Raw genomic sequence first — 24,014 nt, 5'->3', positions numbered from 1 at the left:
ATGCGGCACAGGTCTACTGCCCGCCGCTTCGTGAGTTCCGCCTGTCGCTTCATGCCGTCGATCGTAGGGACGGACAGGCGACCGTGTCACCGGCGTGTCGTATCGTGAGACGCGATCATCCGGAGAGTGAGATGGGAGGGGGGTCGCGAGGGGGTCCCGAGGGGCGGTGGACCGGCGCCCGGGCCCGTGCTTCTACGGATCGGACCCGGGCGTCTCAGTATGTGGAGGACGGGCCGCGGCGGGCCCTTTCGGCGGCCCACCGCCGGTCTTCCGGGGCCTGCCGCCGGCTTCCGGGCCGCCCTCGGCTTCCGGCGGCCCTCCGGTCCTTCGTCGCGACGCCCGCGGATCAGCCCGCGATCGCGACGTCCCGGCCGTGCACCGTCACCGCGAGCCCCTCGGGGCGCGGTTCCACCTTCGTGACCCGCATGCCGGCGACGCGGCCGATCGGGCGCTCGAAGTCGGTGCGCTCGCGGACCAGGTCCTCCAGGAGCGGGATGCCGCCGCCGGGCACCTCGTCGGCGCGGACCTTGATGGTGTCGCCGCCCACCAGCGTGACGGAGGAGACGACGGTACGGGTGACCTTGCGGCCCAGGACCTCGACGCTGCCCGTCACCTTCACCTTGCCGGGGCCGCCGTACTCCATGGCCGTGGCCCGCTCCGAGGCCTCGACCAGGTCCGCGTAGGAGATGAGCGCGGTGCCGGTCGCCTCGCCGGCGCGGTAGCCGCTCCAGTCGCCGGTGACCGTCACGTCCCGCAGGTCGACGGTGAGCTCGCCGATCCGGACGGGCTTGCCGCCGGCCTGGGTGCGGACGCCCCGCGCGACCACCTCGACCTCGCCGAAGCGCTTGTCGGCGGCCTGGGTGAGGAAGGGGAAGCCCTTGATGTCGACCTCGACCGACTCGGTCCCGCCGCCGGCGAGCGAGGCGCGCCCGGCGACCTCCGACTCGGCCCAGGTGGCGGCGAGCCGGTCGGTGCCCAGCAGGATTCCGCCCAGCACGACGGCCACGACCAGCAGGATCCGCAGTGCTCGCATGGCTTGTCTCTTCCCCCGTCGCCAGTTCGTCAGTGTGCCGGTGATGCGTGCCGGCCCCCCGACACGAAGATCGACGTGTCGGGGGGCCGGACGGTTCCCGGGCGCCCCGGGCGGGCCGTGCGTCGGTCAGACCAGGGCGCGGCCGAGAAGGTACACGGCGGGCGCGGCGGCCGTCAGCGGCAGGGCCACCCCGGCGGTCATGTGCACGAAGCGCGACGGGTAGTCGTAGCTGGCCACCCGCAGGCCGACGAGGGCGCAGACGCCGGCGGCGAGGCCGAGGAGCGCCCCGGAGGCGCCCATGCCGTTCAGGGTGCCGGCGGCGATGCCCGCGCCGGCGCCGGCGAGGAGCGAGACGACGAGCGAGACCGGGCCGGGCAGCGGGAGCGCGCGGGCCAGGACGGTCGCGCCGACCGCGACCGCGCCGGCGGTGACCGCGGCCGGCTCGGCGCCGAGGTGCCCGGCGGCGAGGACGGTCAGCGCCGCCGAGGTGACGGTGGCCATGAGGCCGTACATCCGCTCGTCGGGTTCGGCGTGGCTGCGCAGCTGGAGGACGAGGCAGAGCAGCACCCAGACGCCGAGGGTGCCGAGGAGGGCGGGGGCGGCGTGCTCGCGGCCCGTGGCGAGGAGGGCGGCGTCGGCGACGGCTCCGCCGAGGAAGGCGAGCGCGATGCCCTGCCGGGCCGGCCACATGCCGTTGAGCCGGAACCAGCCGGCGGCGGTCAGTGCCTGGAGCGCGACCAGCGGCAGCAGGAGCCCGTAGGTGCCGAGCGCGGCGCCGCCGGCGAGCAGCAGTCCGAGGACGGCGGTCAGCGCGGCGGGCCGCATCCCGGGCTCGATGATCGGCGACCGGCCCTCGGCGCGGGCGCGCTGCGCGTCGGTGATCCGGGTGTTCCCGGAGGTGGTGGGCGAGGAGTACGCGGGCGCCGCCGCCTCGTCGACGGGGGCGGGTACCGGGGCGGGCGCGGGCTGCGCGTAGGGCTCGGGCTGCGCGTACGGCTCCGGCCGGCCGTACGGCTGCGCGTAGGGCTCGGGCTGCGCGTACTGCTGCGACGCGTACTGCTGTTCCGGCTGCGCGTACGGTTCCGGCCGGCCGTACGGTTCCGGCTGCGCGTACGGGGCGTACGCCTGCCCGCCGTGGCTCTCCTGCCCGCCGTAGGACTCCTGCGGGTGCCCGTACGGCTGCTGCGCCTGCGTGCCCGGATGGCCGTGCGCCGCGTCCTCGGGGCGGACCGCCGGCTGGTACGCGGTGTCCCAGGTCTGGCCCTCCCAGGTCTGGGTGATCGAGGGGTCGTACGCGTTCGGGTCGTGCGGCGCGCCGCCGTACCGCTGGTCATTGCTCATGCTGTGGGGTTCACCCTCCTGCGAACGGGGGGAGCACCTCGACCGTGCCGCCCTCGGCAAGCCGTACCGTCTCATGGCTCCGGGTGCCGACCGGATCGCCGTCGACGAGGAACGAGCACCGCTGGAGGACCCGGACGAGCTCGCCCGGGTGGTCCGCGCGGGCGGCGTCCAGGGCCTCGGCGAGGGTCTCGGCGGTGTACGGCTCCTCGGCGACCCCGGCGGCGGCCTTGGCCGCGGCCCAGTAGCGGATGGTTCCCGCTGCCATAGCGGCGCTCCCTTCGTTCGTGTGCGCGCCGCTCCCCATGATGGGCTATCGGCGGACGAGCCAGGCGCCGAGCCGGTCGAGGAGCTCCTCGCCGGCCGCGTTCTCGGCGTGGCCCATGCCCCGCTCCAGCCACAGTTCGACCGGGGCGCCTTCGGGGGCGGCCGCGGCGAGCATCCGCGGGTGGTCGAGCGGGAAGTAGGGGTCGCGGTCGCCGTGGACGAGGAGCAGCGGCGCGGGGGCGATCAGGGGGACGGCCCGGAAGGGCGGGAGCGGTTCGGGGTCCCAGGGGCGGGCGTCGACGCGGGTGCGGAGCCCGTACCGGCCGACGAGCCGGCCGACGGGGCGGGTGACCATCCAGTGGAGGCGGCGCATCGGGGCCGTGCCCCGGTAGTACCAGCGGGCGGGGGCGGAGACGGCGGCGACCGCGTCGGGCCCGGCGGGGTCGGAGCGGTCGAGGGCGGCCTGCCGGAGGACGACGGAGCCGCCCATGGAGAAGCCGACGGTCGCCACGCGCGCGTGCCCCAGCTCACGGGCCCAGCGGACGGCGGCGGCGAGGTCGAGGACCTCGCGGTCGCCGAGGGTGGAGAGGCCGCCGGACCGGCCGTGGCCGCGGAAGGAGAAGGTGACGACGGCGGCCGCGTGCCGGCCGAGGACCCGGGCGGCGCGCCGGACGGCGGGGCGGTCGACGGCGCCGGTGAAGCCGTGCGCGACGACGACGGCGGTGTCGGCCACACTGGCGGGGAAGGGTTCGTGAACCGCCTCGATCCGGACGCCGTCGTCCGTCCTCAGCATGGCGCGGCGAGGTCCGGAAGTGAGCGAGGAAACATCCATCATGTGAAATCGGCCCTCTGCCTCGGAACTCATGTGGGCTATTCTCCTGGGCAGGGATCCGGGCGATGTCGCCACCGGGTCCTTTTGCGTTTTCCGGCCGTTGTTACGGACGGATGAACAAAAGCTCTCGGGGCGCGGGAGCAGCATGTGAGACCGCAGTACCGCAGATGTCCTCGCAGGGACCGAGGAGGAACCGACGTCATGGACGAGCGTACGAAGCACGACCGACCGACGAGCCGGCCGACCCTGGCAGGGGGAGAGGCCCGATGAGTTCTCTGCTGCTCCTCACGAACGCCCTCCAGCCGTCGACCGAGGTGCTGCCCGCCCTCGGCCTGCTGCTGCACAACGTGCGGGTGGCCCCCGCGGAGGGCCCGGCGCTGGTGGACACCCCCGGTGCCGACGTGATCCTCGTCGACGGACGGCGCGATCTGCCGCAGGTCCGTTCGCTCTGCCAGCTGCTGCGCTCCACCGGCCCCGGCTGTCCGCTGGTCCTGGTGGTCACGGAGGGCGGTCTGGCGGCGGTCACGGCCGACTGGGGCATCGACGACGTGCTGCTCGACACGGCGGGACCGGCCGAGGTCGAGGCGCGGCTGCGGCTCGCGCTCGGCCGCCAGCAGATCGTCGCGGACGACTCCCCGATGGAGATCCGCAACGGCGACCTGTCGGTGGACGAGGCCACGTACAGCGCGAAGCTGAAGGGCCGGGTCCTGGACCTCACCTTCAAGGAGTTCGAGCTGCTGAAGTACCTGGCGCAGCACCCGGGCCGGGTGTTCACGCGGGCGCAGCTGCTCCAGGAGGTGTGGGGGTACGACTACTTCGGCGGCACCCGCACGGTCGACGTCCACGTGCGGCGGCTGCGGGCGAAGCTGGGCCCGGAGCACGAGTCGCTGATCGGCACGGTCCGCAACGTGGGATACCGCTTCGTGACGCCGGAGAAGGTGGAGCGGGCCGCCGAGGAGGCGCGCGCCAAGGAGGCGAAGGGGTCGGCGGGCCGCGAGTCCGGCGGGACGAAGCGGGCGGAAGCGGGGCAGGACACCCGGGAAGAGGCCCGCACCGGGGGGCGTGCGGGGGCTCGCGCGGGGTCCGGAGTCAAGGGCGCCACGGCCGACACCACTCGTTAGGGGGACGGTAACGTGGCGTACGCCACAACGCGACCTGCCGGTAGGTAGGTCACCCCGCGTAGACTTCCGCGCGTGGCCAAGGTGACGCGGGATGACGTAGCGCGACTGGCGGGTACTTCGACCGCGGTCGTGAGTTACGTCATCAACAACGGACCCCGGCCGGTCGCCCCGGCCACGCGCGAGCGTGTCCTCGCCGCCATCAAGGAGCTGGGCTACCGGCCCGACCGGGTGGCCCAGGCGATGGCGTCCCGCCGCACCGACCTCATAGGCATGATCGTCCCGGACGCGCGCCAGCCCTTCTTCGCGGAGATGGCGCACGCGGTCGAGCAGGCCGCCGCCGAGCGCGGGAAGATGGTCCTGGTCGGCAACTCCGACTACCGCACCGAGCGCGAGATCCACTACCTGCGGGCCTTCCTCGGCATGCGGGTCTCCGGGCTGATCCTCGTCAGCCAGGGCATGAGCGAGCAGGCCGCGAGCGAGATCGAGGCCTGGGACGCGCGCGTGGTGCTGCTGCACGAGCGGCCCGAGGCGATCGACGACGTCGCCGTCGTCACCGACGACATCGGCGGCGCGCAGCTGGCCACCCGGCACCTCCTGGAGCACGGCCACCCGTACGTGGCGTGCCTCGGCGGCGTCCCCAACACCCCGGCCGTCGGCGACCCGGTCGCCGACCACGTCGAGGGCTGGCGGCGCGCCATGCGGGAGGCCGGCCGCGAGACCGAGGGCCGGCTGTTCGAGGCCCCGTACAACCGCTACGACGCCTATCAGGTGGCCCTGAAGCTCCTCGCGGGCCCGGACCGTCCGCCGGCCATCTTCTGCTCCACCGACGACCAGGCCTTCGGCGTGCTGCGCGCCGCCCGCGAGCTGCGCATCGACGTGCCGACCGAGCTGGCGGTGGCGGGCTTCGACGACGTGAAGGAGGCGGCGCTCACCGACCCGCCGCTGACCACCGTCTTCTCCGACCGCCCGGCCATGGCCCGCGCCGCGGTCGACCTGGTCCTCGACGACTCCGTCCGCGTCAACGGCTCCCGCCGCGAGCGCGTCAAGCAGTTCCCGTCGGCCCTGGTGGTCCGCCGCTCCTGCGGCTGCCGCTGATCCCGGCGGGCAACCGCCCCCTCACGCCTTTATTTCGGGCATACAGGGTTCTGTCGGGCTTCTCAGCCGGTCCTCAGACGGCTCTCATCTCCCGGGCGGAGAGTCGTTGCCATGACGGACCACACGCAGCCCCAGCAGCCGCACCACCCGCCGCGCCCGCCGTACGAGCCGACGCGGCCGATCACCACCGAGCCGGGCACCACGGTGTGGCCGTCCGGGAACGGGTCGGGGTACGGGCACGCGTCCGGGTACGGGTCCGGTGACGCCGGGCACGGCGGCGGCCATGGCGGGTACCCCGCTCCGCCGCCGACCGCGCCCCTCCCCGCCGCGCCGGCGCCGGGCGCCCGACGGCGGGCCAGGCGCGGGGTCGGCCTGATGGCGGCCGTGGCGATCGCGGCCGCGGCCGTCGGCGGCGGCACCGCCACCCTCGTCCAGCAGCTCACCGCCCAGGACGCGCCCGTCGCCGCCTCCTCCGCGGTGAGCGGCACCAACGTCTCCGCGGACAGCACCGGCACGGTCGCCGGGGTCGCCGCGGCCGTCTCCCCCTCCATCGTGGAGATCTCCGCGGCCTCCGCCTCCGGCGCGTCGACCGGCTCCGGCGTGATCATCACCGCGGACGGCGAGATCGTCACCAACAACCACGTCATCTCCGGAGCCTCCGAGCTCACCGTGCGGACCAGCGACGGCAAGACGTACGAGGCCGAGGTCGTCGGCACGGACCCCGACAAGGACCTCGCGCTCGTCAAGCTCAAGGACGCCTCCGGCCTCGAGGCCGCCGCCCTCGGCGACTCCTCCCGGGTGAGGGTCGGCGACGAGGTCGTCGCGATCGGCTCCCCCGAGGGCCTCACCGGCACCGTCACCAGCGGCATCGTCTCCGCCCTCGACCGCGACGTCACCGTCGCCAAGGACGACGGCGGCTCCGGGGGTCAGGACGGACAGCGGCAGTGGGACCCGCGGCAGGGCTGGCCGTTCGAGTTCGGCGGACAGCAGTTCAACGGCGACACCGGCTCCTCGAAGACCACCTACAAGGCGATCCAGACCGACGCCTCCCTCAACCCCGGGAATTCCGGCGGCGCGCTGATCAATATGAACGGAGAGATCATCGGGATCAATTCGGCCATGTATTCGCCCAGTTCTTCGAGCGGTTCCACCGCCGGCAGCGTCGGCCTCGGATTCGCCATCCCGGTGAACACCCTGAAGGCGGACCTCGACGCCCTCCGCTCCGGGGGCACGAGCTGAGCACACCGGCCCGGGACGCGTGGCACGCTGACACCATGACCGGGCAGCCGAACGACTCCGAACGCATCCTCATCGTCGACGACGAACCCGCCGTGCGGGAGGCCCTGCGCCGCTCCCTCGCCTTCGAGGGGTACTCGACGCGGGAGGCCGTCGACGGGGCCGACGCGCTCGCCGCCATGGAGTCGTACGCCCCCGACCTCGTCGTCCTCGACGTGCAGATGCCCCGCATGGACGGGCTGACGGCGGCCCGCCGGATCCGGGCCGCCGGCTCGACCGTGCCGATCCTCATGCTGACCGCCCGCGACACCGTCGGCGACCGCGTCACCGGCCTCGACGCCGGCGCCGACGACTACCTCGTGAAGCCCTTCGAGCTCGACGAGCTCTTCGCCCGCATCCGCGCCCTGCTGCGCCGCAGCTCCTACGCCGTCCCGGCCGCGCCCCCCGGCGAACCCGAGGACGTCCTGTCCTTCGAGGACCTGCGGATGGACCTGGCGACCCGCGAGGTCACCCGCGCCGGCCGGCCCGTCGAGCTCACCCGCACCGAGTACACCCTCCTGGAGATGTTCCTGGCCCACCCCCGCCAGGTCCTCACCCGCGAGCAGATCCTCAAGGCCGTCTGGGGCTTCGACTTCGAACCCAGCTCCAACTCCCTGGACGTGTACGTGATGTACCTGCGGCGCAAGACGGAGGCGGGCGGCGAGCCCCGCCTCGTCCACACCGTGCGCGGCGTCGGATACGTGCTCCGCGGCGGAGGCGGCACCGAGTGATCCGACCTCGTACCCCCCTGGCCTGGTTCCGGTCCCGGCCGCTGCGCTCGCGCCTCGCGCTGCTCACCGCCTTCGCCGTGGCCGTGGCCGTCGCCGCCGTCTCCGCGGCCTGCTGGTTCGTCACCCGGGCGCAGCTGGAGGGCGAGATGGACTCCGCGCTGCGGAACACCCGGCTGGACGCGAACGCCGTCCGCAGCCTCCTCACCCTCTGCCGACAGGGCGAAACCCCTCCGCCGGCGGCCGGTTCGTACACCGTGCAGATCATCGACTCGGCCGGCGGCGTCTGCACCTCCGGCAAGGCGGCGCTCCCGGCCGGCGAGGGTGACCTCGCGGTGGCCCGGGGCACGCTCGCGTACGTCCTGCACACGGTGAAGGACGCCGACGGGCGGGAGATGCGCGTCTACACCTACCCGCAGCCGGTCCCGCCCGGCCTCGCCGTCTCCGTGGCCCGCCCGCTCGCCGAGATCGACAACTCGCTCTCCACCCTGGGCTGGGTCCTGCTCCTGGTCTCCGGCATCGGCGTCGTCGGCGCGGGCGCGGCCGGCCTGTGGGTGGCGCGGACCGGCCTGGAGCCGGTGAACCGGCTGACCGGGGCGGTGGAGCACGTGGCGACGACGGAGGACCTGACGGTACGGATCCCGGCCGACGGCGAGGACGAGATCGCCCGCCTGTCGCGCGCCTTCAACCAGATGACGGCGGCGCTCGCCAGCTCACGGGACCGGCAGGCCCGGCTGATCGCCGACGCGGGTCACGAGCTGCGGACCCCCCTCACCTCCCTGCGCACCAACGTCGAGCTCCTGGTCCGCAGCGAGGAGACCGGCCGGGCGATCCCCCCGGAGGACCGCCGGGCCCTGATGGCCTCGGTGAAGGCCCAGATGACGGAACTGGCCGCGCTCATCGGCGACCTCCAGGAACTGGCCCGCCCGGACGCGGTCCGGCCCGGCCCCCTGGAGGTGGTCCCCCTCCACACCGTGCTGCGCTCGGCGCTCGACCGGGCGCGGCTGCGCGGCCCGGAGCTGACCTTCACGACGGACCTGGCGCCCTGGTACGTACGCGCCGAACCGGCCGCCCTGGAACGGGCCCTGGTCAACGTCCTCGACAACGCCGTGAAGTTCTCGCCGCCGCGCGGCACGGTCGAGGTGACCCTGATGCGCGGCGAACTGACCGTCCGCGACCACGGGCCCGGCATCGCCGCCGACGAACTCCCGCACGTCTTCGACCGCTTCTGGCGCTCCCCGTCGGCCCGCAGCCTCCCGGGCTCGGGCCTGGGCCTCTCGATCGTCGCCCACACGGTGAAGCGGGCGGGCGGCTCGGTGTCCCTCTCCCCGGCGGAGGGCGGCGGCACGGTGGCGACCCTCCGCCTCCCGGGCGCGCCGACGCCCCCGCCGGAGGTCGCGGCGTGACCGCCCGGTGACGCCTACTGGCCGACGCGCCCGTCGACGCGCTCGCGGAGGAGGTCGGCGTGGCCGCAGTGGCGGGCGTACTCGGTGATCTGCATGGTGAGGAGCTCGCGCAGCTGCCCGCCGCCGGGGGTCCGGGCGCCGAGGTCGGGGGCGGCGGCGAGGTACGCGTCGGTGGCCGCCGCCTCCTCCTTCCAGCGCCTCCGTGCCTCGGCGACGACGTCCGGGTCGGCGACCGCTCCGGTCCAGTCGGCCTCGCGGTCGTCCGGGGTGCGGTAGATCCGGGGCGACTCCTCGCCGGCGAGGCGCCGGAAGTGGCGTTCGTCCTCGGCCATGTGCCGGATCAGGCCGAGCAGGGACATGGTGGAGGGCGGCACGGACCGGCGGGCGAGCTGCTCGGCGTCCAGTCCCTCGCACTTCAGCTCCAGGGTGAGCCGGAAGTGGCGCAGGGCGTCGAGGAGGGCCCCGCGCTCGTCGCCCACGGCGGCGCCGCCCTCGCGCGGGTCCTCGCCGGGGTCGGCCCACATGTCGGTGTGGACGGTGGCGGCGGTCCACCGCCGTACGTCCGTGTCGCTGTCGCTGCTCTCCATGCGGGCATCGTCGTACGGGCGGAGGGGACGGCGCCACCGGACGGGGCCCGGGTTCAGTTGTGCCGCAGCAGCGACTCCACCAGTCCGGTGCGGGTCGCGGGGAAGTCCAGGGGGACGATGCCGAGGCCGGTGCGGCCGGCCAGTTCGGCGCCGTCGAGGAAGCCGTGGACCCAGGGGTTGAGCCGGTCGGAGTTCCAGCGCGGCGGCAGGTAGGCGGAGGTGCTGACGAAGTTCACGTACAGCGGGCCGGGCCGGGCGACGGCCGCGCGGAAGTGTTCCTGGATCTTGGGGTACTTGGCGTCGGGCAGCGCGTTCCAGTCGTCCTGGACGGCGAAGTACCGGGGGTCGGCCCAGCGCAGCCCGGGCAGGCCGCCGTTGTCGGCGAGCAGCACGACCCGGCCGCGCGCCTCGCCGAGGAGCGGTGGCGCGTCCCCGATCCGGAAGAGGGGGCGCCAGCCGCGCCGGTCGAGGTAGTCGTCGAAGACGGCCCGGAAGGTGGCGTCGGACTCCTCGGAGTACTCCTGCTTGACGCGCATGAGGACGGTCTCGGAGGGGTGGGCGGCGAGGAAGTCGCGGCAGGCGACGAGGACGTCGCCGAACATCATGTTCTGGTACGAGGCGCCGTGGTGGATGGCGAAGGACCCGCCGGTGACCCGGCAGCGCACGTCGAGGAAGCGCACGCCGCTGTCGAGCTGCTGGGCGACGGTGGTGTTCTGGCATGCGGCCCAGGGGCCGCCGAAGCGGGCCCCGGAGTCGTGCGTGCCGGGGATGGTGAGCCGCGCGAGCGCGGTCCCGTCCGCGTGTGCCGCCATCCACGCGCGCGTGTCCAGGGCCGAGGTGGTCGCGGCCCGCGCCGCGGGGGCTCCGGCGAGCAGTACGGCTCCGGCCCCGAGGGCCCCGGCGAGAAAGCGTCGTCGCTCCATGGGACGGGATAATGACAGGTCCGCGTCAATAAACGCCAGGGTGCCGCCGGACACGGGAAGAGGGGGCCGTCCCCGCGCCGGTCCGGCGCGGGGACGGCCCCCTTCACCCTTCGCCCCGGGCTACGGCGCCGCCGTCACCGCGTGACGGTGAACGCGCACCACGGGGTCCAGGCTGAGGTCGCGTTGCCGCCGACAGTCCGCAGGCGGAACCGGTAGTCGCCCGGCTTCAGCCGGCCCGCGCCGACAGCGAGATTGAAGACCATGCCGTTCGGCCAGATCTTCTCGGTCTTGGTGAGGAGCGCGGCCTCGTCCGGCTTCGCGACCTCGAAGGTCGCCTTCAGGGCGTGGTAGCTCCTGTTCTTGCCGGCGTCCTTGCCGAACGCGGTCGCCGAGGCGGCGAGCGCGCCGCCGTTCGCGCCGGAGATCGCCGGCGTCGGGCCGTTCTCGCAGAACTGCGCCTGCTCGTACGGGCCGGCGAAGACCCGGAGGGTCCCCGGGACGCTGGGTTCGGGCTGCGACGCCGTCGCGTTCGTACCGGCGACCGCGACGGAGGCGGCGACGAGCGCGGCGATCGCGCCGGCGACCGCGCCGGTGCGACGGAGATGCTTTCTGTTCACGGGAAGAGCATCCTTTCCAGTGTCCGGTACTAGCGCGGGACGTAGTAGATGTGCGACTGGCCGTCGTAGCCGTTCGCGCAGGCGTACGAGTTCCAGAGCAGCTGGTGGTAGGACATATCCGCCCCGTACTCGTCACACCAGTACCAGTTCTCGCTGGCGCCGCCGTACATGTGCCCGGCGCTCGTGGCGCCGATGTACTTGATCAGCCATTCCTTGCCCACGGTGGAGAGAGTCGGGCTGTAGTACCTGGGATTCATGTCACTGGCGCTCGTCCAGCCGTATCCGTTCCTGAGGACCTGGCTCGCGGCCTTCCGGCCCGTCGCGACGCCCAGATCGCCGTCCCACTGGTAGTGGACGCCGAGGTAGACACGGCTCCGGGCGTTCTCGGTGGCCGCCGCGCTGAAGCTGGGGAAAGTGCGGGTGACCCCGACCGCGTGCGGATCGTCGGTGGTGCCGGTGAAGGAGATCGCGTCCGTTCCGAAGAACTGCTCCATCGACTCGGCCCACGCTCCGCCGAAGGTCGCGTGTCCGGAGACGTAGGCGGGGAACGGCGGGCTGAAGTGGTTCCCGGCGGTGTCGGCCGAGAGCGGCTGCCAGGAGCTGTCCTGCGCGGTGTCCGGGTTGCCGTCCGAGTCGGCCAGCCGGACGGCGCTCTCGGGCCGCCACAGGTCGATCGCGGTCTGGTACTTCTGGTCCCAGGCGGAGATCCCCGCGTCCGCCATCGCGCCCGCGACCAGCGCGAAGAGCTGGACGTTGGCGGTCTGGTCGAGTCCGCGCTGCGCGGAGACGATCCGGGTGTGCTCGAAGAGCTGGCCCGGAGGCTTGTAGGTGCCGTTCAGGTCGTTGGCCCAGAACCAGGCGATCTCGGTCTGTTCCGCGGTCCGCGTCGTGCTGTTGGCAGCGCCGAGCTCCGCGACCTCCTTGAACTGGGCCGCGTAGGCGGGGCTCTTCAGCAGCTCGGGCATGGTCGCGATCCCGCCCGGTGCCTGCGGACGCAGGTCGGCCGCCGTGGTCTTGTAGTACGTCCACGGGTAGTTGCCGTAGTCGACGAACTTCTTGACCTTGCCCCAGTTCGGATCCGCCGCGGCGCCGGAGCCCGTCGGCCGCCACTGGCCGGGTGCGGTGCCCGGGGTGTACGGCGTGGCGTCAGTGGAGCCGTCGCCGGTGCGGCGGGCGATCATCGCGGCGGCGGCCTTCTGGCCGACGCTCTGACCCTCCGCGGTGGTGGCGTCGACCGGCTCACCGGAGCGGGCCGCCGTGAGATAGGGGGTGAAGTCGAGGGCGGGGAAAGCGGATTCGAGGACGTTGTAGGCGGCGTGGTCCAGGGCCGCGTTCACGTCGGGAGCGACGCCGGCCTTCACGCTGATGCCGGGGGTGTAGAGCGCCCCGAAGCAGTTCTCCGGCTTGAAGCCGCCGGAACTGTAACAACGGCTGGCGTTGGCGGCGTCGTACATGGCCAGGTGCATCATGGCCCCGGCACGGGACAGGGGTCCCGGTGAGCCGCCCGTGGTCACGTAGGCGTCGAGCAGCGCCTGGTTCCAGTAGAGGACGCGGTCGCCGGTGGTCGAACTGGCCTGTGCGGGCGCCGACAGGCCCGCGGACGCCAGGAGCAGGGTCAGGCCGACGGTGATGGAGCGTCTGACGGGTTGTCTCACGTTCTTGCCCCTCCAGAGATCACGAAAATTGATCGCGTACCGACAAGATCACGTGCAGCATAGGAGCAGCGTCCGGCCGAGGGGACGGTTCCGGCCGGAAACGTTCGCCGGCAAGGCCTGCGTCAAGAGAAGTTCGACCGTCCCCCGACGCGCCCGGGGCCCCGCCCGGCCGCCATGGCCGGGCGGGGCCCCGGGGCTGCGCCACCGACGCCGGTTACTGCTTCGGCGGGTACACCACGTCGATGCGGTCCGCCGCCGGCACCTGCAGCGGGGCGTCCGCCGAGGAGTTGGCCCGCAGGTACCCCTCGAAGGCCGCCAGGTCGTCCGCGCCGACCACCTTGTTCGTCCCCTTCGCCAGTTCGCCGAAGCCGTCTCCGCCCTCGGCGAGGAAGGAGTTGACGGCGACCCGGTAGGTCGCGGCCGGGTCCAGCGGAGCGCCGTTCAGCCGCACCGAGTCGGCGACGACGCGGTCCGCGCCGGTCCTGGTGAGGTCCAGGGTGTAGCGGAGGCCCGACGAGGGCTGCAGCACCTTCGGCGCCCCCTCGTTCTTCGGACCGGTGACCTGCTGCTGGAGGACCGTGAGCAACTGCGCGCCGGTCAGGTCGAGCAGCTGCACCGTGTTGGAGAACGGCTGCACGCCGAACGCCTCGCCGTAGGTGACGACGCCGTCGCCCTCTCCGGCCTCGGAGGACGCGTGCACCAGGCTCTCCCGCACCCCGCCCGGGTTCATCAGCGCCAGGTCGGCGCCCGGGTCGAGGGTCTTGGCGTGCGCGAGCTGGGCGTCCGCGACCAGGTTGCCGAGCGGGGAGTCGTCCGTCGTCGCGGGCTTGGCGGCGTCGGAGGCGATCCAGCCGATGGGGCGGTTCCCGATCGGGGCGGACAGCGCCCTGTAGCGGGCGATCAGGTCGGTCATGTCGGAGGCCGGGTTCTCCCGGACGACGACGTGGTTCGCCGACGTCACCGACGTGCGGACGATGTCGCGGGTGCGCCGGTCGTAGGTGAGCGTGGTGTCCGTGTAGAGGCGGCCGAAGGACGCGGCGGAGGTCACCGTGCGCGGCTTGCCCTCCGGGTCCGGGATGGTGCACGCGTACGCGGCGTGGGTGTGGCCGGTGACCAGCGCGTCGACCTTGGCGTCGACGCCCTTGGCGATGTCGACGATGGGGCCGGAGATGCCGCTGCCGGGGCCGTTTCCGTCACAGCCGTAGTTGTACGCCTCGGACGCCGGGGCGCCGCCCTCGTGGATGAGCGCGACGATCGACTTCACGCCCCGCTTCTGCAGCTGACGCGCGTACTTGTTGATCGTCTCGGTCTCGTCGAGGAACTTCAGCCCCTTGACGCCGTCGGCGGTGACGATGTCCGCCGTGCCCTCCAGGGTCACGCCGATGAAGCCGACCTTGATGCCGTCCTTCTCCCACACGAAGGTGGGGTCGAGCATCGGCTTGCCGGTCTTCTCGTCGACGACGTTCGCGGCCAGGTACGGGAACTGCGCGCCCTCGAAGGTCCGGCCCTCCTCATAGCAGCCGTCCTTCGGGTGGCAGCCCCCGTCCTGCAGCCGCTTGAGCTCGGCGGCGCCCTCGTCGAACTCGTGGTTGCCGACGCCGGTGACGTCCAGGTCGAGCGCGTTCATCGCCTCGATCGTGGGCTCGTCGTGGAAGAGCGCGGACACGAGGGGGCTGCCGCCGATCAGGTCACCGGCGGCGGCCGTGATCGAGTACGGGTGCCCCTGTCGAGCGGTACGCAGGGAGCCGGCCAGGTATTCGACGCCGCCGACGCCCTCGATGGTCTTGACGCTGCCGTCGGGCTGGAGCTCCGTGAGCCGCCCCGAAGAGCTCCTGGGGGGCTCCAGATTGCCGTGGAAGTCGTTGAAGGACAGCAGCTGGATGTCCGCGTAGCGGCCCTCCTGCTTGCCCGGGCGGCCGTTCTCGCCGGCGCTCGCGGTGCCCGGCATCGCCGCGGCGAGTGCGCCCACGGTGACGAGGCCGGTGGCGGCCGCGAGAAGCCGGTGCTTCCGGCGTCTGTGGTGCGGGTGCTGAGAAGTGGTAGGCATGCGCCCCCCTGTGGTGCAGGTAAAGGGAAGTCTCGGTTCGGGCGCAGCCTAGGGTCAACGCGCGTAGCGCAACAGGGGGAGGGGGTTACGAGCCGGTTGATTTTGCTCACCTCGCGACCCCCGGGAGACCTCCAAGGTGCACCCGGCGGCCGCGGGCGGACGCCCGAAGGGCACTTCCCGAGAACCCGGCGGCCCGTCGGCTGACGCCCGGCCGGGCTGACGGCCGCCTCCGCCGACGGGCCGTCGGCCGGCCGGCCGACGGCCTCCGGTCGGTCTCCCCCGCACCGGCGCGGGCCCGCCGTAGGCTCAGGGGCATGACTTCCTCCGACACGGCGCCCGCCCTCGAACCGGGGCGGCAGATCCAGACGTACGACGAGCTCACCGCCGAGCAGGTCCAGGAGGTCATGGACCTGCTCGCGGCCGCGGACGGCGCCGACGGCGTGCACGCGGTGTCCGAACAGGGGCGGCTCTACCTCCGGCACGGGCGGCGCGAGGGGGTGCGGCACTTCCTCCTCACCGTCGGGCCCCGCCTCTACGGCTACGCCCAGCTGGAGGAGACCGACCCCGTCGAGGCGCCGGCCGCCGAACTGCTCGTCCACCCCGACCAGCGCGGCCGCGGCCACGGACGCGCCCTCGGCACCGCCCTGCTCGCCGCCACCGGCAAGCGGGTGCGGGTCTGGGCGCACGGCGGCAAGCCGTCCGCGCGCCACCTCGCCCAGGTCCTCGGCCTCACCCTCTTCCGCGAACTGCGCCAGCTGCGCCGCCCGCTGGCGCCGCTGGACGTCCCCGAGCCGGTCCTCCCCGAGGGCGTCACGATCCGCACCTTCGTCCCCGGGCAGGACGACGCGGCCTGGCTCGCGGTCAACGCCGCCGCCTTCGCCCACCACCCGGAGCAGGGCTCGCTGACCCGGCGGGACCTGGACGACCGGATCGCGGAGCCGTGGTTCGACCCGAAGGGCTTCTTCCTCGCCGAGAAGGACGGGGAGCTGGTCGGCTTCCACTGGACGAAGGTCCACGCCGAGGAGCGGCTCGGCGAGGTGTACGTGGTCGGGATCCTGCCGGGGGCGCAGGGCGGCGGCCTCGGCAAGGCGCTCACCGCGACGGGCCTGCGGCACCTGGCGGCGCAGGGGCTGCCCACGGCGATGCTGTACGTGGACGCCGACAACTCCGCGGCCGTGCGGGTCTACGAGGGGCTCGGCTTCCGGACCCACGAGGTGGACCTGATGTACCGCTCGGAGTCCTGAACCGGCAATTCCCAGGGGGCGGTTGACACCGCCCCCTCCCTTACACCACTCTTTCACTACTTGATTAGTGAAAGGGTGGTGTAAGGGACGTGGTCGAGTACCGCATCGACCGGCGCAGCGGCGTCGCCACCTACCTCCAGATCGTCCAGCAGACGAAACAGGCCCTCCGCATGGGCCTCCTGGAGCCGGGCGACCGACTGCCCACCGCACGCGAGGTCGTCGAGGCGACGGCCATCAACCCGAACACGGTCCTCAAGGCCTACCGCGAACTCGAACGCGAAGGACTCGTCGAGGCCCGCCGCGGCCTCGGCACCTTCGTCCGCGCCACGCTCGGCACCGCCGCCCCCGCCGGCTCCCCCCTCCGGGGCGAGCTCGACGCCTGGGCCCGCCGGGCACGCGCCGAGGGCATGGACCGCGAGGACGTGGCCGCGCTCTTCACCGCCGTACTGGCACAGCACTTCGAGGGGGACGACGAAAAGTGAGTACGACCACCGCCTTGGGAGCCGAGCTCCTGGGCAAGAAGTACGGCGGACGGAGGGGCGGCTGGGCCCTGCGCGCCTGCGACTTCGCGCTCCCCGCCGGGCGGATCTGCGCGCTCGTCGGCCCCAACGGCGCCGGCAAGTCCACCCTCCTCGCCCTCGCCGCCGGCCTGCTGCGCCCCACCGAGGGCACGCTCACCGCCCCCGCCCGCGAGGACCTGGCCTACGTGGCCCAGGCCAAGCCGCTGCACCCCCGGCTGACCGTCGCCGACACCCTCCGCATGGGCCGCGAGCTCAACCCCGGCCGCTGGGACGACGCCGCCGCGCTCCGGGTCGTCGAGGGCGGCGGCTTCTCCTCCGACACCCTCGTCCACCACCTGTCCGGCGGCCAGCGCACCCGCGTCGCCCTCGCGCTCGCCCTCGGCAAGCGCGCGGAACTCCTCCTCCTGGACGAGCCGATGGCCGACCTCGACCCGCTCGCCCGCCACCAGCTCATGGGCCTGCTGATGGCCGACGCCGCCGAGCGCGGCACCACGGTCGTCATGTCCTCCCACATCCTCACCGAGCTGGAGGGCGCCTGCGACCACCTGATGCTGCTCGCCGGGGGCCGCGTCCGCCTCGACGGCGCCGTCGACGACCTGCTCGCCGCCCACGCGCTGCTGCGCGGCCCGGTCGCCGACCTGGCCCCGCACCGGGTGGTCGACGCGCGCACGACGGGCCGTCAGCTCACCGCCCTCGTCCGGCGGGAGGGCCCCGTCGAAGGCCCCTGGGAGACCAGCGAACCGTCCCTGGAGGAACTCCTCCTCGCCCACCTCCGCAACCCCGAAGGAGCCCCCGCATGAGCACCCTCGCCCTCAAGGGCCCCGCCTGGGTGACGGTCCGCCAGTACCGGCGGACGCTGTGGCTGGCGGGCGCGCTGGCGGTGCTGGCGCTGGCCGTGGTCGCGGGGCTGCGGATCTGGGCCGCGCAGCATCCGGTGGCCCCCATGAAGGACGGGGTCTGGGCCGCTTCCCCCGACAACGACGGGTACCTGACGCTCCGCTGGTTCCTGGAGTACGTCGGCGTTGCCGCCGCCGTACTGCCGCTCGCCGTGGCCGCCCTCGTCGCGGGTCCGATGGTGGCGCGCGAGTACGAGTCGGGGACGTACCAGCTCTCCCTCACCCAGTCGATGAGCCCGGCCGACTGGCTCCGCTCCAAGCTCACGGTCGCCACCGGCGTCGCGGTCCTCGCCGCGCTCGCCGTGGCGGGCATCTTCTGGTTCGGCCGGCTGGGGGTGCGGGCGGGATGGGACTACCACTGGTCCCACCCCGGCCCCTACGCGGCGGCCGGCATCACCGTCTTCGCCTACGCCCTCGCCGCCGTCGCCGTCGGCGCCCTCGTCGGCCAGCTCGTCCGCCGCACGCTCCTCGCCATGTCCGCCGCGGGGCTGGTCACGGGCCTGCTGGTCCTCGCCTTCAACGCGTACCGCTGGTCCATCCTTCCGACGGAAAGGCTCACCGGCCCCCTCGGCTCCTCCCTCGACCTGCCGGTCGAGCACATGTACATGGACGTCGGCCTGCTCACCTCCTCCGGCGCCCGCTTCGACCAGACGATCTGCTGGGACCGGGCGAACCGGACCCCCGGCACCGACACCCAGGAAGGCCTGTGGGGCAAGGTCGAGGCCCAGTGCCAGGCCGAGCACGACGTCACCACCCAGTTCATCGACTATCACCCCTCCTCGCACTACTGGCCCACCCAGCTCATCGAGACCGGCATCGTCCTCGCGCTCGCCGCCCTCGCGGCCTTCGCCGCCTTCCGGCTGCTCCGCGCCCGGCACTCGTAACCCGTACGGGCGAGTCCCGGGGGCGGGGCCCGGCACAGGCCCCGCCCCCGATTCCCGCACGACATGTCGTCGTCACCCGCCATTCAGACGCGCTTGCGACGCTCACGCAATGAAGCGATCCGTGATCACTCCTGGCGGGGCTCCCTCCCCGGGAAGACTCCCCAAGGGGAGACTGCCCTCCCCCACGGCCCGCTCCGACGCGCCCGAGGACCCCTTCGCGCGGAAGAATGGGGCCATGAGCCAGCACCCCGAGGTCCCGGTCCAGACCTCCGCCACCGCGTCCCCGCAGCCGCCCCTGGGTTCCATGGCGGCGCACCGCCCGCACGCCGTCGAGGGCGGAGCCGTGAGCGACCTCGAACCCGACCTCGACTCCGAGATCGACGCGTACGAGGCCGACGAGGACGCCTCCGCCGAGCTTCCGCAGGCCCGCTTCCTGGACCGTGAGCGCAGCTGGCTCGCCTTCAACGAGCGGGTCCTCGAACTCGCCGAGGACCCGACGACGCCCCTCCTCGAACGGGCGAACTTCCTCGCCATCTTCGCCTCGAACCTCGACGAGTTCTTCATGGTCCGGGTCGCGGGCCTCAAGCGCCGCATCGCCACCGGCGTCGCCACCCGCTCCGCCTCCGGCCTCCAGCCGCGCGAGGTCCTCGACCTCATCTGGACCCGCTCGCGCGAGCTGATGGCCCGGCACGCCGCCTGCTACCAGCAGGACGTGGCCCCGGCCCTGGCCGACGAGGGCATCCACCTGATCCGCTGGCCCGAGCTCACGGAGAAGGAGCAGGCACGGCTCTTCACGCTCTTCCGCCAGCAGATCTTCCCGGTCCTCACGCCGCTCGCCGTGGACCCGGCGCACCCCTTCCCGTACATCTCCGGGCTCAGCCTCAACCTGGCCGTGGTCGTGCGCAATCCGGTCAGCGGTCACCGCCATTTCGCGCGCGTCAAGGTGCCGCCGCTGCTCTCCCGGTTCCTGGAGGCCTCCCCGCAGCGGTACGTCCCCCTGGAGGACGTGATCGCGGCGCACCTGGAGGAGCTGTTCCCCGGCATGGAGGTGCTGGCGCACCACATGTTCCGGGTGACCAGGAACGAGGACCTGGAGGTCGAGGAGGACGACGCGGAGAACCTCCTCCAGGCCCTGGAGAAGGAGCTCATGCGGCGCCGCTTCGGCCCGCCGGTCCGCCTGGAGGTCGAGGAGTCCATCGACCCGTACGTGCTCGACCTGCTGGTGCGCGAGCTGAAGGTCTCCGACGCCGAGGTCTACCCGCTGCCCGGCCCGCTCGACCTCACCGGCCTGTTCGGGATCGCCTCGCAGGACCGGCCCGAGCTCAAGTACCCGAAGTTCGTCGCCGGCACCCACCGGGACCTCGCCGAGGTGGAATCCGCGTCCGCGCCCGACGTCTTCGCCGCGATGCGCGAGCGGGACGTCCTGCTCCACCACCCGTACGACTCCTTCTCCACCTCCGTCCAGGCCTTCCTGGAGCAGGCGGCGGCCGACCCGGACGTCCTCGCGATCAAGCAGACGCTGTACCGGACCTCCGGCGACTCCCCGATAGTCGACGCCCTGATCGACGCCGCCGAGTCCGGCAAGCAGGTCCTCGTCCTCGTCGAGATCAAGGCCCGCTTCGACGAGCAGGCCAACATCAAGTGGGCACGGAAGCTGGAGGAGGCCGGCTGCCACGTCGTCTACGGCCTCGTCGGCCTCAAGACCCACTGCAAGCTCTCCCTGGTGGTCCGTCAGGAGGGCGACCTGCTGCGCCGCTACTCGCACGTCGGCACCGGCAACTACCACCCCAAGACGGCCCGGCTCTACGAGGACCTCGGCCTGCTCACCGCCGACCCGCAGGTCGGCGCGGACCTCTCCGACCTCTTCAACCGGCTCTCCGGATACTCGCGCCGCGAGACCTACCGCCGCCTGCTGACCGCCCCGAAGTCGCTCCGCGACGGGCTCGTCTCCCGGATCACCAAGGAGATCGCCCACCACCGGGCGGGCCGGCCGGCGTACGTCAAGATCAAGGTCAACTCGATGGTCGACGAGGCCGTCATCGACGCCTGCTACCGGGCCTCCCGGGCCGGTGTCCCGGTCGACATCTGGGTCCGCGGCATATGCGCCATCCGCCCCGGCGTCCCCGGCCTCTCGGAGAACGTCCGGGTCCGTTCCGTCCTCGGCCGCTTCCTGGAGCACTCCCGGATCTTCGCCTTCGGCAACGGCGGCGAACCGGAGGTGTGGTTCGGCAGCGCCGACATGATGCACCGCAACCTGGACCGGCGCATCGAGGCGCTGGTCCGGGTCTCCGACCCCGCCCACCGGGCGGCCCTCACCCGGCTCCTGGAGACCGGGATGTCCGACACCACCTCCTCCTGGCACCTCGGCCCGGACGGGAACTGGACGCGCCACGCGACCGATCCCGAGGGCAAGCCGCTGCGGCACGTGCAGGAGATGCTCATCGACGCGCGGAGGCGCCGGCGTGCACAACCCTGACCCCACGCAGTCCCCGCGGGCCACGAGGGACCTGACCGCGGGCGAGGTCCTGGCCCCCTACCTGCACGCCCGGGCCGCGGACTTCCTCCGCGGCCTGCGGCAGCACGGCGAGAGCGGCGCGGACACCTCCGGAGCGGACGAGGCCGCCGGTACGCTGCGGGCCGCCGCCCGGCGCATCAGCGGCAGCCTGCACACCTTCCGGCCGCTGCTCGACACCGCCTGGGCCGACCAGCTCAGGACCGAGCTGGCCTGGCTCTCCGGCACCCTCGCCCAGGAACAGGCGTGCACCTCCCGGCTCGTCCGGCTGATGGACGCGCTGAACCGGCTGGCCGGCGGCCCCGGGCCGGTGCCGGCCGCCCGCGGCTCGGAGAGCGCCGGCCTCACCGTCGGCGCCGCCCGGGCCGGCGCCCTCCTGGAACGGCAGCTCACCCTGGCCAGGACCCGCGCCCACTCGGCGGCCCTCCAGGCCCTCGGCTCCTCCCGCTTCCACGCGCTGGCCGACGCCGTCGCGCTGCTCGCCTCCGAGGTGCCGCTCGGCCCGGCGGGCGCGGCCCCCGCCCCCGAGGTGCTCGACGCCTCCGCGTCGGTCGCCCGCCGGCGCCTCCTCGACGCGGTCGACGCGCTGCCGCTGAGCCGGGCCGCCCACCCGTACAACGCGGAGGCGCTGGCCCTGGCGGGCGAGAACCAGGACGCGCCCTGGCACCACACCCGGCTGCTGCTCCGCCTCCACCGGTACGCCACCGAGGTGACGGCCCTCGGCTCGGAGCCTGACGCCCCGCTGTACGAGGCCGCCCGAGCCCTCGACCGGCACCGGGACGCCGCCGAGGCGGCCGCGGCGGCGTCGGCGGCGGCCCGCACCCCCCGGATCGCGCCGGCCACCGCGTACGCCCTCGGGGTCCTCCACGCCGACCAGCGCCACGAGGTCGAGGCGGCCCGCTTCGCCTTCCAGCGCGTCTGGCACACGGCCGCCGTCCCCGTCCCATGACCGCCCCGGAACCGGAACCGGCCCAGGGCCCGGAGCCGGTCCTGGTCCAGGGCCAGGAGTCGCCCCCTGGCCCGGCTCCGGCCCAGGGCCAGGATCCAGTCTCGGGCCGGGACCAGGATCCGGTCCCGGGCCAGGCACCCGCCCAGGGCCCCGAGCCGGAGCCGGTCCTGGCGGCGGGGTGTGTCCTGTGGCGCCCCTCGCCGACCGGGCACGGCATCGAGGTCGCGCTCGTCCACCGGCCGAAATGGGACGACTGGTCCCACCCGAAGGGGAAGCGCAAGCGCGGCGAGACCGCCGAGGCCTGCGCCCTCCGCGAGGTCCTGGAGGAGACCGGGCACCACTGCGAGCTGGGCGGGGGCCTCCCCACCGTCCGCTACGTCGTCGCGGGCCGCCCCAAGGAGGTCGCCTACTGGGCGGCCCGCGCCCTCGACGGCGCCTTCGTCCCCGGCCGGGAGGTGGACCGGCTGTGCTGGCTGGTGCCGGCCGCGGCCCGCACCCGCCTGACCCATCCGCGCGACCGCGAACTCCTCGACGCCCTCCTCGCGGGGACGGCCGCCCCGGGCGGACAGCCGCACGACGCCTCCTAGCCCGTGGCCTCCGCGTCCGGACCGGCACGGGCCGGGCGCGGTGTGGCACGTCGTGACGGCACCCCGTGCCCGGCCGCACCGTGGCTTACGGCACGGTTCACCTCGCGTTCACTCTCCACGGCTGACCGCTTCACCTGATCTGCCTAATTTCGGCCTTACGCGGTGCACGGAGCCTGACGATGCACCCGACAAACCCGACACGCGCCGCCCTCGAAGCGACGGACACCCGGTCCGGGCACGGCGGCTTCTGGAAGGAACATCCGAAAGTGAAGCTTTCGCGCAAGAACGGGCTTCGCGCCTCCGCGATCGGTGCCCTCGTCGTCTCCGGCGCGCTCGTCCTGTCGGCGTGTGGCTCCGACGACAACACCGAGCCCACCAAGGGCGGCGGCGAGAAGACCTCGGCCGCGGCGTCGAACATCAAGTGCGACGGCGCCAAGGGCCAGCTGCTCGCCGCGGGCTCCAGCGCGCAGAAGAACGCCATGGACCTCTGGGTCAAGAACTTCCAGGCCGCCTGTGAGGGTGTCGAGGTCAACTACCAGAGCATCGGCTCCGGCGGCGGCATCACCAAGTTCAACCAGGGCCAGGTCGCCTTCGCCGGCTCCGACTCCGCCCTGAAGGACGAAGAGGTCGCCGAGTCCAAGAAGATCTGCAAGGGCGGCACCGGCATCAACCTGCCCATGGTCGGCGGCCCCGTCGCCATCGGCTACAAGCTGGAGGGCGTCGACAACCTCGTCCTGGACGCCTCCACGATCGCCAAGATCTTCGACAACAAGATCACCAAGTGGAACGACCCGGCGATCGCCAAGCTGAACCCGGGCGCCAAGCTTCCTGACTCCACCATCCAGGCCTTCCACCGCTCGGACGAGTCCGGCACCACCCAGAACCTGGGCAAGTACCTCTCGACCGCCGCCCCGGCCGACTGGAAGCACGACCCGAAGTCGAAGTCGTGGCCCGCCCAGGGCGGCCAGGCCGCCAACGGCTCCTCCGGCGTCGCGACCGCCGTCAAGGACGCCGAGGGCTCCATCGGCTACTTCGAGCTCTCCTACGCGACCGCCAACAAGATCTCCACGGTCAGCATCAACACCGGCGCCTCCGCCCCGGTCGCGGCCACCACGGAGAACGCCTCCAAGGCCATCGCCGCCGCCAAGGTCAAGGGCACCGGCAACGACGTGGCCCTCTCCCTCGACTACGCCACCAAGGCCGAGGGCGCCTACCCGCTGGTCCTCGTCACCTACGAGATCGCCTGCGACAAGGGCAACAAGGCGGAGAACCTGCCGACCCTGAAGGCGTTCCTCAACTACGCCATCAGCGAGGAGGGCCAGAAGGTCCTCGCCGACGCCGACTACGCCCCCATGCCGGCCGAGATCGCGGCCAAGGTCCGCGCGATCGTCCCGACCCTGTCCTGACCCCCGGCCGGGGGCGGCTCCTCACCTCCCGTGGAGGGCCGCCCCCGGCATCCGGTGCACCGCCGCCAGGAGTCCGTACGCACGTACGGCT

Annotated in this window: 22 protein-coding genes; 13 read left to right on the top strand and 9 right to left on the bottom strand. The window is 73.3% G+C overall.

Annotation, left to right across the window (positions count from 1 at the left end; genetic code table 11):
• Positions 1–346 precede the first annotated feature (346 nt).
• From IE245_RS23845 to IE245_RS23830, 4 genes are all read right to left on the bottom strand, one after another.
• Complete coding sequence (locus IE245_RS23845; RefSeq protein WP_189950929.1) at positions 347–1,033, bottom strand: LmeA family phospholipid-binding protein; 687 nt, start codon at positions 1,031–1,033, stop codon at positions 347–349.
• A 126-nt stretch (positions 1,034–1,159) separates the two neighbouring features.
• Positions 1,160–2,374: a hypothetical protein gene (locus IE245_RS23840; RefSeq protein ID WP_189950927.1), complete on the bottom strand. Its 1,215-nt coding sequence runs from the start codon at positions 2,372–2,374 to the stop codon at positions 1,160–1,162.
• Positions 2,375–2,384: 10 nt separating this feature from the next.
• On the bottom strand, positions 2,385–2,639 hold the full coding sequence (locus IE245_RS23835) for a MoaD/ThiS family protein (RefSeq protein WP_169087723.1): 255 nt from the start codon (positions 2,637–2,639) through the stop codon (positions 2,385–2,387).
• Between the two features lie 45 nt (positions 2,640–2,684).
• The gene (locus tag IE245_RS23830) at positions 2,685–3,503 is read right to left on the bottom strand and encodes an alpha/beta hydrolase (protein ID WP_189950925.1); all 819 of its coding nucleotides are present in this window, start codon (positions 3,501–3,503) and stop codon (positions 2,685–2,687) included.
• Positions 3,504–3,736: 233 nt separating this feature from the next.
• On the opposite strand from IE245_RS23830, the gene IE245_RS23825 reads away from it, so the two are divergent.
• The 5 genes from IE245_RS23825 (at position 3,737) to IE245_RS23805 (ending at position 9,095) form a co-directional block, all read left to right on the top strand.
• On the top strand, positions 3,737–4,591 hold the full coding sequence (locus IE245_RS23825) for a response regulator transcription factor (protein WP_189950923.1): 855 nt from the start codon (positions 3,737–3,739) through the stop codon (positions 4,589–4,591).
• Between the two features lie 72 nt (positions 4,592–4,663).
• Entirely contained in the window at positions 4,664–5,686 is a 1,023-nt protein-coding gene (locus IE245_RS23820; protein WP_189950921.1) for a LacI family DNA-binding transcriptional regulator, read from the top strand.
• A 111-nt stretch (positions 5,687–5,797) separates the two neighbouring features.
• On the top strand, positions 5,798–6,925 hold the full coding sequence (locus tag IE245_RS23815; RefSeq protein WP_189950919.1) for a S1C family serine protease: 1,128 nt from the start codon (positions 5,798–5,800) through the stop codon (positions 6,923–6,925).
• 35 nt (positions 6,926–6,960) lie between these two features.
• Positions 6,961–7,692, top strand: coding sequence for a response regulator transcription factor (locus tag IE245_RS23810; RefSeq protein WP_189950917.1), 732 nt, complete (start codon positions 6,961–6,963; stop codon positions 7,690–7,692).
• The gene (locus IE245_RS23805; RefSeq protein ID WP_189950915.1) at positions 7,689–9,095 is read left to right on the top strand and encodes a sensor histidine kinase; all 1,407 of its coding nucleotides are present in this window, start codon (positions 7,689–7,691) and stop codon (positions 9,093–9,095) included. The genes IE245_RS23810 and IE245_RS23805 overlap by 4 nt, the downstream gene beginning before the upstream one ends.
• Before the next feature lie 14 nt (positions 9,096–9,109).
• Here the strand turns inward: IE245_RS23805 and IE245_RS23800 are convergent, their stop codons facing one another.
• The 5 genes from IE245_RS23800 to IE245_RS23780 all read right to left on the bottom strand — a co-directional run bounded on the left by IE245_RS23800 (position 9,110) and on the right by IE245_RS23780 (position 14,924).
• Complete coding sequence (locus tag IE245_RS23800) at positions 9,110–9,682, bottom strand: mycothiol transferase (RefSeq protein WP_229851469.1); 573 nt, start codon at positions 9,680–9,682, stop codon at positions 9,110–9,112.
• A 53-nt stretch (positions 9,683–9,735) separates the two neighbouring features.
• Positions 9,736–10,605, bottom strand: a complete 870-nt coding sequence (locus IE245_RS23795; protein ID WP_189950913.1) for a phosphatidylinositol-specific phospholipase C — start codon at positions 10,603–10,605, stop codon at positions 9,736–9,738.
• Positions 10,606–10,739: 134 nt separating this feature from the next.
• Complete coding sequence (locus IE245_RS23790) at positions 10,740–11,222, bottom strand: hypothetical protein (RefSeq protein ID WP_189950911.1); 483 nt, start codon at positions 11,220–11,222, stop codon at positions 10,740–10,742.
• Between the two features lie 29 nt (positions 11,223–11,251).
• The gene (locus IE245_RS23785) at positions 11,252–12,877 is read right to left on the bottom strand and encodes a vanadium-dependent haloperoxidase (protein ID WP_229851468.1); all 1,626 of its coding nucleotides are present in this window, start codon (positions 12,875–12,877) and stop codon (positions 11,252–11,254) included.
• Positions 12,878–13,091: 214 nt separating this feature from the next.
• Positions 13,092–14,924 carry a bifunctional metallophosphatase/5'-nucleotidase gene (locus IE245_RS23780; RefSeq protein ID WP_189950909.1) on the bottom strand — a complete coding sequence of 611 codons (1,833 nt, stop codon included), beginning with the start codon at positions 14,922–14,924 and terminating at the stop codon, positions 13,092–13,094.
• A gap of 314 nt (positions 14,925–15,238) precedes the next feature.
• Here IE245_RS23780 and mshD point away from each other — a divergent pair, with 314 nt between their 5' ends.
• From mshD to pstS, 8 genes are all read left to right on the top strand, one after another.
• A complete protein-coding gene (gene mshD, locus IE245_RS23775; RefSeq protein WP_189950907.1) occupies positions 15,239–16,168 on the top strand; it encodes a mycothiol synthase in 930 nt (309 codons plus the stop codon).
• 89 nt (positions 16,169–16,257) lie between these two features.
• On the top strand, positions 16,258–16,650 hold the full coding sequence (locus tag IE245_RS23770) for a GntR family transcriptional regulator (protein ID WP_189950905.1): 393 nt from the start codon (positions 16,258–16,260) through the stop codon (positions 16,648–16,650).
• Entirely contained in the window at positions 16,647–17,489 is an 843-nt protein-coding gene (locus IE245_RS23765; RefSeq protein WP_189950904.1) for an ATP-binding cassette domain-containing protein, read from the top strand. The genes IE245_RS23770 and IE245_RS23765 overlap by 4 nt, the downstream gene beginning before the upstream one ends.
• Positions 17,486–18,469, top strand: a complete 984-nt coding sequence (locus IE245_RS23760) for an ABC-2 membrane transporter-related protein (RefSeq protein WP_189950902.1) — start codon at positions 17,486–17,488, stop codon at positions 18,467–18,469. Before IE245_RS23765 ends, IE245_RS23760 begins: the two co-directional genes overlap by 4 nt.
• Positions 18,470–18,704: 235 nt before the next feature.
• Positions 18,705–20,945, top strand: coding sequence for an RNA degradosome polyphosphate kinase (locus IE245_RS23755; RefSeq protein ID WP_189950900.1), 2,241 nt, complete (start codon positions 18,705–18,707; stop codon positions 20,943–20,945).
• Positions 20,932–21,930: a CHAD domain-containing protein gene (locus IE245_RS23750; RefSeq protein ID WP_189950898.1), complete on the top strand. Its 999-nt coding sequence runs from the start codon at positions 20,932–20,934 to the stop codon at positions 21,928–21,930. The genes IE245_RS23755 and IE245_RS23750 overlap by 14 nt, the downstream gene beginning before the upstream one ends.
• Before the next feature lie 167 nt (positions 21,931–22,097).
• Entirely contained in the window at positions 22,098–22,517 is a 420-nt protein-coding gene (locus IE245_RS23745; protein ID WP_229851479.1) for an NUDIX hydrolase, read from the top strand.
• Positions 22,518–22,783: 266 nt separating this feature from the next.
• Positions 22,784–23,923, top strand: coding sequence for a phosphate ABC transporter substrate-binding protein PstS (gene pstS, locus IE245_RS23740; RefSeq protein WP_189950894.1), 1,140 nt, complete (start codon positions 22,784–22,786; stop codon positions 23,921–23,923).
• Positions 23,924–24,014: the final 91 nt, after the last annotated feature.

Source organism: Streptomyces roseolus (genome assembly GCF_014649855.1).
GTDB lineage: Bacteria > Actinomycetota > Actinomycetes > Streptomycetales > Streptomycetaceae > Streptomyces > Streptomyces roseolus.
The sequence above is the reverse complement of the archived record's forward strand: the minus strand, read 5'-3'. Positions and strand labels throughout refer to the sequence as shown.

Excerpts from the sequence above, each read along its gene's own strand:
- IE245_RS23845 (WP_189950929.1), bottom strand. The coding sequence starts at position 1,033 with ATGCGAGCACTGCGGATCCTGCTGGTCGTGGCCGTCGTGCTGGGCGGA.
- IE245_RS23840 (WP_189950927.1), bottom strand. The coding sequence starts at position 2,374 with ATGAGCAATGACCAGCGGTACGGCGGCGCGCCGCACGACCCGAACGCG.
- IE245_RS23835 (WP_169087723.1), bottom strand. The coding sequence starts at position 2,639 with ATGGCAGCGGGAACCATCCGCTACTGGGCCGCGGCCAAGGCCGCCGCC.
- IE245_RS23830 (WP_189950925.1), bottom strand. The coding sequence starts at position 3,503 with ATGAGTTCCGAGGCAGAGGGCCGATTTCACATGATGGATGTTTCCTCG.
- IE245_RS23825 (WP_189950923.1), top strand. The coding sequence starts at position 3,737 with ATGAGTTCTCTGCTGCTCCTCACGAACGCCCTCCAGCCGTCGACCGAG.
- IE245_RS23815 (WP_189950919.1), top strand. The coding sequence starts at position 5,798 with ATGACGGACCACACGCAGCCCCAGCAGCCGCACCACCCGCCGCGCCCG.
- IE245_RS23810 (WP_189950917.1), top strand. The coding sequence starts at position 6,961 with ATGACCGGGCAGCCGAACGACTCCGAACGCATCCTCATCGTCGACGAC.
- IE245_RS23800 (WP_229851469.1), bottom strand. The coding sequence starts at position 9,682 with ATGGAGAGCAGCGACAGCGACACGGACGTACGGCGGTGGACCGCCGCC.
- IE245_RS23795 (WP_189950913.1), bottom strand. The coding sequence starts at position 10,605 with ATGGAGCGACGACGCTTTCTCGCCGGGGCCCTCGGGGCCGGAGCCGTA.
- IE245_RS23780 (WP_189950909.1), bottom strand. The coding sequence starts at position 14,924 with ATGCCTACCACTTCTCAGCACCCGCACCACAGACGCCGGAAGCACCGG.
- mshD (WP_189950907.1), top strand. The coding sequence starts at position 15,239 with ATGACTTCCTCCGACACGGCGCCCGCCCTCGAACCGGGGCGGCAGATC.
- IE245_RS23760 (WP_189950902.1), top strand. The coding sequence starts at position 17,486 with ATGAGCACCCTCGCCCTCAAGGGCCCCGCCTGGGTGACGGTCCGCCAG.
- IE245_RS23755 (WP_189950900.1), top strand. The coding sequence starts at position 18,705 with ATGAGCCAGCACCCCGAGGTCCCGGTCCAGACCTCCGCCACCGCGTCC.